This window comes from Protofrankia sp. Cas8, assembly GCF_963555845.1.
In the GTDB taxonomy this organism is placed as follows: domain Bacteria; phylum Actinomycetota; class Actinomycetes; order Frankiales; family Frankiaceae; genus Protofrankia.
Genome location: NZ_CAUVXI010000141.1, coordinates 1 through 14,480 on the forward strand (window position 1 = coordinate 1; position 14,480 = coordinate 14,480).

11 protein-coding genes and 2 pseudogenes are annotated in these 14,480 nt (G+C 67.2%); 6 read left to right on the top strand and 7 right to left on the bottom strand.

The window, feature by feature from the left end; translation table 11 throughout:
• A pseudogene (locus U9977_RS18390) lies at window positions 1-362 on the top strand (hypothetical protein); the annotation flags it as partial.
• Between the two features lie 331 nt (window positions 363-693).
• Here U9977_RS18390 and U9977_RS18395 read toward each other — a convergent pair.
• On the bottom strand, window positions 694-1,092 hold the full coding sequence (locus U9977_RS18395; RefSeq protein WP_322750518.1) for a hypothetical protein: 399 nt from the start codon (window positions 1,090-1,092) through the stop codon (window positions 694-696).
• A gap of 177 nt (window positions 1,093-1,269) precedes the next feature.
• Window positions 1,270-1,938: a DUF3800 domain-containing protein gene (locus U9977_RS18400; protein ID WP_322750519.1), complete on the bottom strand. Its 669-nt coding sequence runs from the start codon at window positions 1,936-1,938 to the stop codon at window positions 1,270-1,272.
• A 445-nt stretch (window positions 1,939-2,383) separates the two neighbouring features.
• On the opposite strand from U9977_RS18400, the gene U9977_RS18405 reads away from it, so the two are divergent.
• A complete protein-coding gene (locus U9977_RS18405; protein ID WP_322750520.1) occupies window positions 2,384-3,550 on the top strand; it encodes a Fic family protein in 1,167 nt (388 codons plus the stop codon).
• Between the two features lie 112 nt (window positions 3,551-3,662).
• Here the strand turns inward: U9977_RS18405 and U9977_RS18410 are convergent, their stop codons facing one another.
• Window positions 3,663-5,243, bottom strand: a complete 1,581-nt coding sequence (locus U9977_RS18410) for an acyl-CoA mutase large subunit family protein (protein WP_322750521.1) — start codon at window positions 5,241-5,243, stop codon at window positions 3,663-3,665.
• A 454-nt stretch (window positions 5,244-5,697) separates the two neighbouring features.
• On the opposite strand from U9977_RS18410, the gene U9977_RS18415 reads away from it, so the two are divergent.
• From U9977_RS18415 to U9977_RS18425, 3 genes are all read left to right on the top strand, one after another.
• Window positions 5,698-6,723 carry a hypothetical protein gene (locus tag U9977_RS18415; RefSeq protein ID WP_322750522.1) on the top strand — a complete coding sequence of 342 codons (1,026 nt, stop codon included), beginning with the start codon at window positions 5,698-5,700 and terminating at the stop codon, window positions 6,721-6,723.
• A 78-nt stretch (window positions 6,724-6,801) separates the two neighbouring features.
• Window positions 6,802-7,611, top strand: coding sequence for a purine-nucleoside phosphorylase (locus U9977_RS18420; protein ID WP_322750523.1), 810 nt, complete (start codon window positions 6,802-6,804; stop codon window positions 7,609-7,611).
• Window positions 7,612-7,692: 81 nt separating this feature from the next.
• Window positions 7,693-9,423, top strand: a complete 1,731-nt coding sequence (locus U9977_RS18425) for a phospho-sugar mutase (RefSeq protein ID WP_322750529.1) — start codon at window positions 7,693-7,695, stop codon at window positions 9,421-9,423.
• A 414-nt stretch (window positions 9,424-9,837) separates the two neighbouring features.
• Here U9977_RS18425 and U9977_RS18435 read toward each other — a convergent pair whose 3' ends face one another.
• The 3 genes from U9977_RS18435 to U9977_RS18445 all read right to left on the bottom strand — a co-directional run bounded on the left by U9977_RS18435 (window position 9,838) and on the right by U9977_RS18445 (window position 11,896).
• Window positions 9,838-10,503 (bottom strand): isochorismatase family cysteine hydrolase, encoded by a 666-nt coding sequence (locus U9977_RS18435; protein WP_322750524.1) that lies wholly within the window; start codon window positions 10,501-10,503, stop codon window positions 9,838-9,840.
• A gap of 153 nt (window positions 10,504-10,656) precedes the next feature.
• On the bottom strand, window positions 10,657-10,866 hold the full coding sequence (locus U9977_RS18440) for a hypothetical protein (protein WP_322750525.1): 210 nt from the start codon (window positions 10,864-10,866) through the stop codon (window positions 10,657-10,659).
• A 28-nt stretch (window positions 10,867-10,894) separates the two neighbouring features.
• The gene (locus U9977_RS18445; RefSeq protein ID WP_322750526.1) at window positions 10,895-11,896 is read right to left on the bottom strand and encodes a hypothetical protein; all 1,002 of its coding nucleotides are present in this window, start codon (window positions 11,894-11,896) and stop codon (window positions 10,895-10,897) included.
• 482 nt (window positions 11,897-12,378) lie between these two features.
• Between U9977_RS18445 and U9977_RS18450 the strand changes: the two genes are divergently transcribed.
• Entirely contained in the window at window positions 12,379-13,815 is a 1,437-nt protein-coding gene (locus tag U9977_RS18450) for a helix-turn-helix transcriptional regulator (protein WP_322750527.1), read from the top strand.
• A gap of 153 nt (window positions 13,816-13,968) precedes the next feature.
• On the opposite strand, the pseudogene U9977_RS18455 reads toward U9977_RS18450, so the two are convergent.
• Window positions 13,969-14,480: pseudogene (locus U9977_RS18455) on the bottom strand (hypothetical protein); the annotation flags it as partial.

Genomic DNA, 14,480 nt, shown 5'->3' on the forward strand with positions numbered 1-14,480 from the left:
ATCCTCGTATTACGGACACCGCTGAGAAGGCCCGCCTTCTTGAGTTTCTAGATTCCGGCGAAGTAATCATGGCGATACGCGCACGATCGCACGACCAAATAAACCCAGGCCGCGGACCGGTCGTACCGATGGTGTTTGTCACGGACGGTGCATGGGTCTGGAGCGATGCGGTCAACTACTACCTCAAGAACCACGACCTGCTGCCGGAATCTCGCCTTCTCGGACGCATTGCGGCACAGGATTACCAGTGCCCATCCGTTAGCGAGAGTGAAGTAAATCGAGTATTTGAGGAGTTCCAGCGTTTTCGGGCGCATAATCACGTCGACGGGGACCGTCGTATCGGCCCGCCACCTCGCAGGTGATTTCGCACGATTGTCACACGCCGCGCGTTAGCACTACAGCCGCAGCGATATCCTTGTGGTCTCTGTTCAGGTGAGCCGCATGTCCACCCGGTGGGTCCACCGCTCCACCCGACCCGATGCCCTCCGAACCAGCGGCCAGCCGCCCGCACGGCCTTCTTCGAGTCGTATCTGTCCGCCCTTATCGAGCGGGATGTCACCGAACTGTCCGTCATCGAACGCCGTGGCGACCTGCGCAGGCTCCTTGCCTGCTCGCGGGCCGGTCCGGCGCATCAACGCGCTCTGGCACCTGCCCCCTGGCCCCTGACCCCTGACCACACGGACATCCGATCACTCAACGGGGACGGCGCAATGCCCGGATGAGGCGGGAGACCTCGCCGCGCAGGCTTGCCGGCACCCGCAGCACCTGCCGTCCGGCCGGGGTCATCAGGTCGACGGTGATCAGGTCACCGCGCTTGCGCCCCTGGGATGCCGCGACCGTTCGTCGGTCGAACGCCACGTCGAAGTAGTCACCCGCCCGTGGGAACGGCGCGACGACCAGCAACCGCCGGGTGGTGAGCAGGATCCAGCGGGACGTCCCCAACCGACGCCCGATGAAGCGTTCGGCCCTGGCGGTGAGCGCACCGGGACCTGCGGGATCGGTGAGCCGGCCCCGCAGCACGACCTCGGTGAACTCCCCCGGCTCCAGCGGCACGTCCGGTGGCCTGGCCCGACGTGCCGGTATGCCTCGCACGCGTCCCAGCCTTCCACCACCGGGCACCACACGCGTCCAGGGCGCCAGACGCGCAAGGCCGTCCCGGGCAGTGGCCGTCAGCAATGACAACGGGTATGGTAAGGAGGTGGTCCCGGCTAGCGACAAGAGCCCCTGGGCTCTGCCGCGTCCTGCGGCTAGCCGGCCGGGGCAATTTATCTAATAGTAGTGATGTACTCCGGTTTCGAACAGGTCATACTGACTTGCCACCTGGTGATCGACAAGGAGACGCGAGCGGTCGTCAGCGCGCTCCCAGTAGCGCGTGACCGCCCACAGACAGTAATCCGCAGCTTGTAAAGACGGATCACTCATGCACGGCCGAAATGCAATGCGGTGCGGGACACGGAAATCACTGCATTGTCGTACCACATCCTCCACTGCCGCCCGAAATGCTGCGCGCCGCTTTTTGGTGCCGATCTCCGACGCAACCACCATCAATTCGTCGCCCACATCAATAATTTGGGGCGCCAATGCGCGAAAATGATAAAACCAAGCATACTTGAAAAATGTTACATCCGTGTCCCGGATTCGCGGAATGGCTTTACTTTTCTCCACCAGGGTGACGTCAACGCGGAGCGGGTGGACGGCAAGTGTCTTGAAAACGGCATCGCGGACCTGTTGAGTGTCCTCCGTCGCGTGGAAGGCCCCATCAAGCCCTATTCCCTGCCAGGCCAGGTCGTGTCGCAGCTGGTTCAGGTCAGCGGCAAGCCGACCTGGTCCATCGTCGCGTTGCACGACTGTGCCAACGCTGAAGTAGCGGCTCGCTCCGGGCTTGCGGCTGAAGTCGAAGTTACCCGACTCGTCGGCGAACACGTAGACACGGGACACAGATTCTTCCTCGAGGATTCGTTCTCTTCATCGAGAACGAGTGACACCACTGTAACTCACGTGAGGGACAGGTCTGACTACGCTTGGCTCGTAGGCCACAGAGTGCACGATCATGGCTCTTCTCGCACGCCGGAGGCCCAAGCAGCCCAGTCGCTCGAGCCGTTTCTGCCACCTTCTGGAGAGACCCGCACTGACGCTCAGCGTCACTCCGACAGCACGTGCAGTGATCCGAGCCGGCGTACCGGTATGCCTCGCACGCGTCCCAGCCTTGCACCACCGGGCACCACACGCGTCCAGGGCAGCACGGACGCACAGGACACCACGGACGCAAGGCTGCCCTACCCACGGCTCGGTGTTGTGATACCTACTGACCACTGGCGCATCCTTGTGATACCAAACAGCCCTGTAGGTATCACAAGGACATCGGGACGGTGGGTGGGTATCGGTGCGGCGTGACTCCTTCGCTCCCGAGCAGTCGTGCTACGTCGTGCGGGCCGAGCGCGACTACCTCGCCTTCGTCCCACCGCCGCTGCCACCGGCGCTCGACTTCGACCGGTCCCTGGTCGGTCTGCTCTCGGAGGCCGACCGTGCCCTCGGCGAGCTTGCCGGCGCTGGTCGCACGTTGCCCAATCCACGCCTGCTGGCCCGCGCGCTCGTCCGCCGGGAAGCCGTGCTGTCCAGCCGGATCGAGGGAACACAGGCGTCCGTGTCGGATCTGGTCCTGTTCGAGGCGGACCAACCAACCCACGACGACGGCAATGACGTCCGGGAGGTGTTCAACTATGTGACGGCGGTCGAACACGCTCTTGATCCGAACCGTCGGCTCCCGCTGAGCGTGTCGTTGCTCCGGGAAGCGCACGCCATCCTGCTGGGCGGCGTCCGCGGCAACTACGCCACTCCGGGCGATGTTCGGCGAAGCCAGAACTGGATCGGAGCGCCCGGGTGCACCCTCGACACCGCGACCTACGTTCCGCCGCCACCCGAGCGACTGTGGGAGTGCCTGGACGCGTTCGAGAAATACCTGCACGCCGACCACGATCTGCCACCACTGGTCACGATTGCGTGTGCGCACTACCAGTTCGAGGCGATCCACCCGTTCCTCGACGGCAACGGCCGGGTCGGCAGACTTCTCGTCGTCCTGCTGCTGGCCGAATGGGACCTGCTCGATGCCCCCCTACTCGACATCTCGGCGTGGATCGAACCGCGACGCGACGAGTACTACGCCGGCCTGCTGCGGGTCTCGACCCACGGGGACTGGGCCGGCTGGGTGGGTTTCTTCCTCCGCGGTGTCGCCGAACAGGCCCGGGATGCGGTGCGTCGCTCCGTCTCGCTACAGAGCCTGCGCGACGACTACCGCGCCCGGGTCAGCACCGCGCGCTCGTCCGCGCTGTTGGGAGTGCTGGTGGACGCACTGTTCGACGTCCCGGCACTGACCATCAGCCGAGCTCGGGGCATTCTCGCTGTCACGCATCGTTCCGCCAGCCTGACCGTCACGAAGTTGGTGGAGAGCGGAATCCTCACGGAGGTACCGGGCCGCGTCCGCAATCGCCTGTTCGTCGCGAACGGCATCCTCCAGGCGATCGAAGGCGACCCAACCGCACCCCTTCCGTAACACATCCATCACGCCCCGGCGTTGTGATACCTACCTACCACTGGCGCTAGCTTGTGATACCAAACAGCCCTGTAGGTATCACAAGGCCACCTGACACCTGCGCCCGGCCACCTCAGAAGGCGTCGGCGGGGCGGTACACCCCCCAGACCGCGCGCAGAGCGTGACAGACCTCACCGACGGTGGCGCGGGCGCGCAGGGCCTCCTTGAGCGGATAGAGGACGTTGTCCGTCCCCTGCGCGGCGGCTTTGACCGCGTCCAGGCAGCGTGTCACCTCGGCGTTGTCGCGGTCGGCTCGCAGTGTGGCCAGCCGGGCGGCCTGGTCGGCCTCGATCGACGGGTCCACCCGCAACGGCTCGTAGCGGTCCTCCTGCTCGGCCCGGAACCGGTTGACGCCGACCACGGTCCGCGAGCCGTCCTCGATGCCCTTCAGGACCGCGTACGCGGAATTCTCGATCTCGCTCTTCTGGTAGCCCTGCTCGATCGCGGCGACTGCTCCCCCGCGCTTTTCGACCTGTTCCATCAGTTCACGGGCGGCGTGCTCGACCTCGTCGGTCAGCGCCTCGACCGCGTAGGAGCCGGCGAACGGGTCGACGGTGGCGGTGATGTCCGTCTCGTAGGCGAGGACCTGCTGGGTACGCAGCGCCAGCGTCGCGGCCTTGACCGTGGGTAGGGCGATGGCCTCGTCGTAGGAGTTCGTGTGCAGGCTCTGGGTACCGCCCAGCACGGCCGCGAGGCCCTGCACCGCGACCCGGACGAGGTTGACCTCGGGCTGCTGTGCGGTCAGCTGCACGCCGGCGGTCTGGGTGTGGAAGCGCAGCATCATCGATTTGGGGTTGGTCGCACCGAAGGTGTTCTTCATCACGTCCGCCCAGATCCGGCGGGCGGCGCGGAACTTCGCCACCTCCTCCAGCAGGGTCGTGCGGGAGACGAAGAAGAACGACAGCCGCGGTGCGAACTCGTCGACCACGAGCCCGGCATCGATCGCCGCCCGGACGTAGGCGATGCCGTCGGCAAGGGTGAACGCGATCTCCTGGGCGGGGGTCGCCCCGGCCTCAGCCATGTGGTAGCCGGAAATCGAGATCGTGTTCCACTTGGGGATCTCGTTGCGGCAGTAGGCGAAGGTGTCCGAGACCAGCCGCAGTGACGGCGCCGGCGGGTAGATGTAGGTGCCGCGAGCGATGTACTCCTTGAGGACGTCGTTCTGGATCGTCCCGGTGATCTTCGAACCCGGAACGCCCTGTTCCTCGGCGACCAGTTGGTAGAGCAACAGCAGCACGGACGCGGGCGCGTTGATGGTCATCGAGGTGGAGACCTGGTCGAGTGGGATGCCGGCGAAGAGCAGCCGCATGTCCTCGATCGAGTCGATCGCCACGCCGACCTTGCCGACCTCGCCGTGCGCGATCGGCTCGTCGGAGTCGAAGCCCATCTGGGTGGGCAGGTCGAAGGCGACGGAAAGCCCGCCGGTGCCGGCGGCGACGAGCGAGTGGTAACGCTCGTTGGACTCCCGCGCGGTGCCGAAGCCCGCGTACTGCCGCATCGTCCACGGCTTGCCGGTGTACATGGTCGGGTAGACGCCCCGGGTGAACGGATACTCGCCAGGCGCGCCGAGACGCTCCGACAGATCCTCAGGAAGATCGGGTGCACCGTACACAGACTTGATCGGCTGGCCGGACTCCGACAGACGCTCGCTCATGGCCAGATGGTAGGGAAAGCCGGCCCCCGCGTGCGCGCCTCACAGTTGCCACGCGCGTCACCGCCGCCTCCACACTGATCAACACGGCGGCCTGCGCTTGGGCCGGGGCCTGTGCCGGGGCCTGCGCCGGGGCCTGCGGCAGGGAGGGCCAACCCGATAATCCGCATCGCGGATACACAAAACAGATAATCCAGACAATACAACATGCTTTCTTCGCCTTTCGTCGACTGTGCACACATCGGAAGCCCACAACGTCTACCCTTTTCCACGGGAGGCTCCACGGCTCAACAGCTCTTCACCGCCGGTCGAACCAGCGCACCGCCGCGCCGGTTCATATCGCCCGACCGTGAGGGGCATGCCCGGAGCCCGACGGGCGGGTAGGCCAAACGGTGCGCGATCACGGCTCCTTTCGCGCGTCCACAGGCCCGAGTCAGGACGGGAACGGGGCTGACCCATGACCCACAACGCCATGACCCAGTTAACCGTGGAGACGATCAGGGCGGAGCTCGTCGCACTCTCGACCGGACGTGGTCTGAACCTCGAGAAAATAGCCGGTTCACCTCTGGTGAAACTACCGGGAACACCAGGTGAATGGACCGACGGTCAGCGCGCGACGGCATTACAGAGAATCATAACCGAGTGCTGTCACGCGCTATCCCAGGAAAAGCTGCGCACCGGGGCACAGGTCGGTTTCAACATAGACGGTGAAAATCCGGGCGATCCGTCCCTGACCGCCCGTATCGACGCACTCGCCCGCCGGCGGGGCAGGCACGAGCGCACCGTTCGTGAATGGTTCTATCGGGGAACGAGCGAGGTGGCGCTCCTCCTGCAGCAACGGGTCGCGGAGCTGAACATCCGCGACGGCTGGCGAGAATATCTTGAAAACGACGGGATCGGAGATCTTCTGGAAGCCGGGTCGCACCGGTTCTCTCTCGACCGGACCGAGATCCTGGTCCGGCTCTCCGGTCGGTTCCTCACGGAAGTTCTGGTGTTCCGGTCGCTGGTCGCACTCGACGACGGTGTCGATCATTACGTCGCCACGTCCCGTTATCACAGCGACCCCCGGCCCGGCGTGGTCTTCCTGGAACCACTGGCAAACTGCGTGGTCCGCCGGTCCGCATTCACCTCGAACGGGCACCAGGTGTCCGAACTTGAATTCCCGGCGACTCTTCCGCCCGGCCGCCGTATTTCCTTTGCCTACCGGCTGCGGGTGCAGAGCGACCGTGAGATGGTCCCCGTGCTGAGTTATGTGCCGAAAGCACAACAGGACAACCGGTACATACTGCAGGTACAGTTCGATCCGGCGACGACGCCGGATCGGCTGTGGTACTTCGCCGGCGCGCTCGGTCCGGAGACCCGGCTGCATCCGGACAACGAACATCAGTGGCTCCGGCCGAGCGGTCTGGGCTATGTGCGCAAGGGCTTCGTCGAACTTTCCCGCGGCCTTCACTACGGAGTGGCGTGGGACTGGCCACTCTAGCCGGGGCACGTCCCCCGTCCCAGCCGGGCGCTTCCCCCATCTCCCAGGCAAGGTCCCCGGAGAAGCTACAGTCGCCGCATGCGGCCCACCCTCCAGGCATCGGATGCCTCGGTCTCGGCGGCGCGTCTGGCCGAGCTCACCGGGATCGAGCGTCATGACGTTGCCGTGATTCTCGGGTCCGGATGGCTGCCGGCGGCAGACGTGCTGGCCGCGGCAGGTAGGACAGCCGGCGAGACAACCGTTACCGAGCTCGGTGGCTTCGTGCCGCAACGCGCGCCCGGCCACGCCGGGAAAGTTCGTTCCATCACGCTCGGCGGGCGCCACCTGCTGCTCTTCCTCGGCCGGGTCCACGCCTATGAGGATCATGATCTGTCTGTTGTCACCCACAGCGTTCGGACGGCCTGCGCCGCCGGCGCGTCCACGGTGGTACTCACCAATGCCGCGGGCGGGCTCCGGGAGGACTACAGCGTCGGCCAGCCGGTCCTCGTAGCCGATCATCTGAACCTCACCGGGCGCAGCCCGCTGCTCGGTCCGCGGTTCGTCGATCTCACCGACGCCTATGCCCCGCGTCTGCGTGACCTGGCACGCACTGTCGATCCCACCCTCACCGAGGGGGTGTATGCGGGCCTGCCTGGGCCGCATTTCGAAACGCCGGCCGAGATCCGGATGCTGCGGACGCTCGGCGCGGACCTGGTGGGCATGTCAACCATCCACGAGACGATCGTGGCCCGGGCCGAAGGCGCCGACGTGCTCGCCTTGTCTCTGGTGACCAACCTCGCGGCCGGTATGAGCGGCACGCCGCTCGACCACCGTGAGGTGCTGGCCGCCGGTGCCGCCGCCGCCGAGCGGATGGGCTCGCTGCTCGCCGCGGTCGTCACCAGGCTCTGAGCGGGCCCGCCGCGGTGAATGATCGACCCAGCCGACCCGGCCGACACAGTCGACCCGGCCGCCAAAGCCGACCCGGCCGCCATGGTTGAGGCGGATTGCGATCTCGTCGCCCGGGTCCGGGACTGGATCGCGGGTGACCTCGAGCCCGCCGACCGTGCGGAACTCACCCGTGCGCTCGAAGCCGGTGACCTTCCGGCCCTGCGAACCCGATTCTCCGGTGCCCTCCGGTTCGGCACGGCGGGGCTGCGGGGGCCACTTCGCGCCGGTCCCGCCGGGATGAACACCGCGGTCGTCCGACGTACGGCGGCGGGACTCGCGGCGTGGCTGCGCTCGCCGGATCCGGGCCGGGCAGCGCCGCTGGTCGTGGTCGGCGCGGACGCCCGGCACGGCAGTGAGCGGTTCGCGCTCGACAGCGTCCGGGTGCTGGCCGGCGCGGGACTACGGGCCGCCCTGCTGCCGGTGCCGGTACCCACGCCGGTGCTCGCCTTCGCGGTGCGCCAGCTCGGCGCGGACGCCGGGATCATGGTTACCGCCAGCCACAATCCGGCAACCGACAACGGGTACAAGGTCTACCTGGGCGCACCGGCCGGAGACCCGGCAAACGGAGCGCAGATCATCGCTCCGGTCGACACGATGATCGAAGCCGCGATCGACGCCGTCGGACCGGCAGCGTCCATCCCCTTGAGCGATGACTGGACGCGACTCGGTGACGAGATCCGGTCCAGCTACCTCGAGGCGGCGGCAGCGCTGTGGCCCGCGGGCGACACGACGAGCGACGCGATGGACGACACGAGCGTCGCCGCGGACCTCCGGGTGGCCTACACACCGCTGCACGGCGTCGGTGCGGACACGCTGCGTGCGGTGTTCACCCGCGCGGGGTTCGCCCCACCGTTCATGGTCCCCGAGCAGGCGCGACCCGACCCGGACTTCCCGACCGTGGCGTTCCCGAACCCCGAGGAGCCTGGGGCGATGGACCGGGTCCTCGCCCTCGGCCGGGCGGTGGCCGCCGACGTGATCATCGCCAACGACCCGGATGCGGATCGCTGTGCGGTCGCGGTGGGCGATCGCATCCTCACCGGCGATGAGGTCGGGCTCCTCCTTGCCGACGAGGTGCTGCGTACCCGCCCCGGCCCGGTCGCGACGACGGTGGTCAGCTCCCGCGCTCTGGCCACGCTCGCGGCCGCGTATGGCGTGGCGTGCATCGAGACCCTCACCGGCTTCAAGTGGATCATGCGGGCACACCCTGGCCTCGTGTTCGGTTACGAGGAGGCGCTCGGCTACGCGGTAGCGCCCGGCCTCGTCCGCGACAAGGACGGGATCACCGCGGCGCTGGCCATCGCCGGGATCGCCGCGGCGGAGAAGAGCCGTGGTCGCACCCTGCTCGACCGGCTCGACGACCTTGTCCGCCGGTGCGGCCTGCACGCCACGTCTGCGGTGTCGGTCCGCATCACCGATACCGGGCAGCTTTCTTCGATCATGAGGATGCTACGGGCGGAGCCCCCGACCCGCATCGGCGATGCAGCGGTCGTCGACGTGCGTGATCTTACTGCCGGCCCGTCCATCAAAGACACCATCAAGGACAGCAAAGTTGCCGCACTACCAGCTTCCGATGTGCTGATTTTTCGCCTCGCGGATGGCGGACGGGTGGTCGTGCGTCCCAGCGGCACCGAACCAAAGATCAAAATCTACCTGGAAGTAACCATCCCGGTCGATCCCAGCGCGGACGCAACGGCTCTCGCGGCCGCCCGCAGCCAGGCCGATGCCCGCCTGACCACCCTGCGAAGCGCCGTCCTGACGATCCTCGCCCGGTGACCTCCCCGTGCCTCCAGATTGAGAACGCCCGGCGATAGCCCCGCGATGCCGCGTCCCTATTGCCGCACCCTCTGTGGGAACGATGTGAATCTGGTGTTGTGGCAGGAGCATCAGATACACATCGTTAAGAGCGCCCGGCAATAGGCGTCACGTGAGACGCCGGGTGGTGGGCCGACCCTCCCAGCGGTAGGCGATCCGGGCCCTCTGGATCAGACAACGGACAGTGGCGAACGCGGCGGCCAGGTACAGGTACAGGTCGCTGACGTCGGGTCGCGCCCGACATCGCCACTGGCCGCCACGCCGGAACACAACCGATCACGGGCGGTGCCGGTTGGGGCTCACCCGCTGATACGGCATGGCAGGTCTCAAGTCAACACCGCATCCGGCGTTATGGCACCAGCCGTGCGGGGGCTCTCATGTGGGCGGTCGCACGTTGAGGTTCCTGGTGATCTCATCGCTCGATGCGCAGGGAACGCCCATTGCGACCGCTTCCTGGATGTGATGGGGCTGGATGCCGGAGATAACGTCGGAGACAACGAGGACCCGGTAATCGCGTTCGCTGGCGCCGTAGACGGTGGCGCGGGGGCAGTTGGGATAGTTGCAGCCGGCGATGACCACCGTGGTCACGCCAAGGCGACGCAGGTAGCGGTCCAGCGCCGTGCGGTGAAAGGCGCTCCAACGCGGCTTCCACAGCGCCCATTCATGCTCGGCGAGCACCTGCCAGTCGCCGAGCAGCAGACGGCCCGGGTCAAGCGCGGGCGCACCGTCGGGCTGCAGCTCGGGGACTATCTGGGAGCCTGCGGAGCCGGGCCGCACGATCGGCGCCCCGGAAGCGATCAAAGTGCGGCGGGGCAGGTCGACATCGTCGCCGTCGTAGAGTCGGACCACATGGATGATCGGCAGGCGGGCCACCCGATACGCCCGGAGCAGCTGAGTGATCGCTGGGAGCACCTGGGTGGTGCCGGGGACGGGGCAGGCCCCGCCATCGACAAAGTCGACCTGGGTGTCGATCACCAGCAGAGCGGAGCTGGCCATCTGTGGTGCGATGTGCGGGTCGAGCGCACCGGGCCAGGCAGCCATCCGCACCGTCTCCGTTCTCGTGCCATCAGCCGAGTGAACCCGGGCGCCCCATCCTGGCCGCAGGTCGACGACCGCTGCATCGGAACACGCGGGGATTCCCGACGCGGGCGCTGTCCGGACGGCCGGTCTGCCGGCCCGGCCGGGATGCGCCGCTCACGCGGACACCTGCCCCGTTTCGGCCACCCGGACGGCCATATGCTGGAGATCGTCGCGGATGCCGCCGGCCCGCTCCCGGAACAGCGTCAGGTGCACGTAGTTCCACGGCCCGTCCGGCTCGTCGAGCAGCCGGGTGACCGTCGCGACGGCGGCAATCGCGATCTCCAGCTCCCGTTCGATCCCGCGCACGATGCGCTGCTCGTCCACGTCTCGTTCCCCTTCCCTGGTCGGTGGCCTACCTCGTACCGGAACCGAGCGCCGTGATCGGGCGTGGTGGCGGAGCCGGAAACAGACCCCGCAGATACGGGTCGGCGCGATGGCGGAAGGCAGCGTTGCGGGCGCCGATCCGCGCCCGGTGGGAGGCCCAGTGTCCCGGGTCGGCCTGCTGTCCGCGGCGGACATGGTCGATCCCGTCCGCGAGCCGGCCGAGCCGGAAATACATCCGCGCCATGGTGAATTCGACGACCGCGATACCCGCTTGATGCCCGGCCATCCCGGTGGCGACCTCCGGGTAGTAGCGCTCGGCGAGGGAAACAACGCCGCCGGTAGCCCACGCCACCTGGGCGTGATACAGCGCGTTGAGGAACGAGAAGCGATCCACGTACACCCCGGTGGTCCTTGCCGCGGGCAGCCGGTCCGCGGCGTCGAGGGCATAGCCGACGTGCGCTTGGAGTCGTGCTGGTGACCATTCCCGTGCGCCGAGTCGGGCGGCCTGGAACGCGACCGCGACCTGCGCCGGCGTCCGCGCGCGGGTGGGATCGCACTCGACTAACGCGGGCGGGACGGGGCCACGCGACGACCCATACGTATAGATCTTTCCTTCGATACGCAACGCGGTATGCAGAAGGTCGTCTCGGCGGGCAGCATCGTCGATAGCGTCGGCACGCTCGCGGACGATCCGCAGCGCCTGGCAGGCCCGGACGACCGCGCCGAGCCCGAATAACGCGTCCGCTGTGCTGAGCTGGCAGTGGACAGTCAGGGCGTGGGCAGTCGCTCTGACACCAGGATCGCCGCGGCGGGCCAGGTCCTCGAGGCTCGCGTGGGCCGCCGCCAGGTGGTGGGTCACCGCGATGAGCGGCGCCCGGCCGGTCGCGCGTTCGATGCTGGCGGGTGCCGCTTCCAGGATCATCCGTGCGGCGGCCAGCACGGACCGGCCGGGATGGTCCTCAGCCCCGGACAGCATGGCGGCATTCATCGCGGCCCCCGTCAGCAGCGAACGGCGACTGATTGTCGGCACCGGCATGACACCTTTCCTGTGCGGTCACTATTACGCCCTTCTGTCGCTAACCCCTCGGCCCGATATTCATGGCGGGCGCCCCGGGCCGGGGAGCGCCGGGGCGTGCACGAGAGCTCAACCCGGCCCGGGGGCCTGAAGAGGATTCTGCGCGGTCCCGGCCGTGATATGGCAACGGCTGTGTCTCATGAGCCGAGACGGCGAGGACTATCGGCGCGGCCTATGAGCTCGTGTCATGAGCCGGTGTCATGAGCCGGTGTCATGAGCCGGTGTCATGAGCCGGTGTCATGAGCGCGGCTGATAGACGGCGGGTCGCACACCGGGTAAGGAAGCCGGCCGCCGTTCACGGTTACGCAGCGCCAGAAAAATATGCCGCGAGCGGCCCCCTTTCCACGGCTGATCCGGTGGGATTACGCTCAACAACGCTGCGTGCTGGACTGGTTCGCCTCAGTCCTTTCAGGCCGAATGCCCGGGGAGTACCGCCGATGCCTGCCGATCCCGTGCCGCTCCCGTTACCGGACCACGTCTGGGACGAGCCGTCGTTCCTCACCGCGCTCAACGACCGTGACGTCGGCGCGCTGTTCGTGCTGATGAGCCGGTACGGGTGCAGTCAGACGCTTCTCGCGTCTCGCTGTGGCATGAGCCAGGGCGAGGTCAGCCGCATCTGCACGGGCAAGCGCCGGGTGACCGACCTCGAGGTCTTCGTCCGAGTCGCCGACGGCCTGGCCATGCCCGACCGGGCCCGCAGCCGGCTGCTCGGCGGCGGCAGTTCTCCACGGTCGACGAGCCTACTCCGGCCGGTGAGAAGCCATGGCTGGACCGGTAAGCCTATGAGCGTCGCCCGGGTCGACGCGCGGGCTTACTCTGGGGATTGGGTGGGTTCTGTGGATGCGCCCCCGGCGCAGGACAGCTCAGAAAGGCGGATGCTCATGGCCGCTGACGAGACCTTCCAGTTCCTCGTCAACGCGGAACGCGCCGTCCCGTCCCCAGAGGTGATGGACCTCCTACACGCCGAGGTCCGCCGGCTGGTCGCCGCCTATCCCACCCAGGCGACGAACCTCGTCGACCCCCTCATCAGCGCCCAGCGCGTCGCGTTCCGCCTTCTCGACGGGCCGGGCGTGCCCCACCAGTCCCGTGACCTCTACTTCCTCGCGGCAATCACATCCGGACTGCTGGCGCTTGCCGGTGTCGACCTCAGCCAGTTTCAGGCCGCCCGCATGAACGCACGTGCGGCGTACCTGTGCGCGGATCGCGCCGACCATCCTGGCCTGCGGGTGTGGATACGGATCGAGCAGGCCCGCGCCGCCTACTGGTCCGGAGCGCCACGGGAGGCCCTGCGCTATCTGTCCCTCGCCCACGCGGACGCGGAGACGGTGACCGGTTCTATGCCAGTTCAGCTCGCCGTGCAGGAAGCGCGGGCACATGCCGCGCTGGGGGACGTGGCAGAGACAAGGGCCGCGCTCGCCCGCGCCACGGAAACCAGAGAGCATGTGCAGGCTGACGACCTGGACGAAATAGGTGGAGAACTCACCTTTCCCCAGGCGGTCCAGCTCTTCGTCAGCGCCGACGCTCTTACTCTGCTTCCGGACCACGCCGAGGCCGAACGAGCCGCCACTGAAGCGGTACACGCATTTGACACGCCAGATGCAGCAGACGCCAGCTACGGAAGTAAAGCAGGGGCATACATCGACCTTGCCATGGTACGCATTCGCCAGGGCGAAGTCGAAGGCGGTCGCGAAACTCTCGGGCCAGTCCTGGCTATTCCACCGGCGCAACGCAACCACGGAATCCGCACCCTCATACGCCGCGTGCACGGTAGCCTGTCAGACCCTCGCCATGCGGGGTCCGCGGTCGCGCGCGACACGGCAGCCGAAATCGAAACCTTTAGCGCCGTCCCGACCTCAACCCGTCTCCCTGAATGAGCGGATGCAACGAGATCGTCGTAATAGGATCAGTAAAGATCGACGGGTCACGGGATTACCGGTCAGAGATCACCGATCGATGTGAGCGACCGTCGACCTGACCGCGACCGTCAGGGCAGCGTGCCGTGGGGCGTTCCGACAGCCGATGAGGCACTACCAGTCTTGTATCTGACCGAGTACGGCATAGCCCTTCTGCGTGAGGACACTTCGTTCCTCAAACGGCGCCAGCAACGGGCGTATCTCCCTGGCGATCTCGCTCCGAACATCCTCCTCAATCGCGATTCCACCGAGGAAGGCCAGCGTGACAGCCAGTTCTTCGGCGAGATCGACACGATCCGGTTCTCGGCGCTGAAGCATCCGCCGAATCTCCGTCGCCATCGTGAAGAGCCGCGTCGCCTCGTCACGATCACCAGCTTGCTGAACATCGACCCCGAGCCGTTCGTAGGAGACGGACAGGTCGCGTTGGGCCCCGGCGTTGGTCGGGTCGGCCTCAGCCAGCCGCAACCGGATGGTCAGGCTGGCCCGGTAGACCCGATCGGCCTCAGCCAAGTCCCCCACCGCCACCGCCACATCCCCGAGCTTGTCGTGGGAGACGGACAGGTCGCGTTGGGCCCCGGCGTTGGTCGGGTCGGCCTCAGCCAGCCGCAACCGGATGGTCAGGCTGG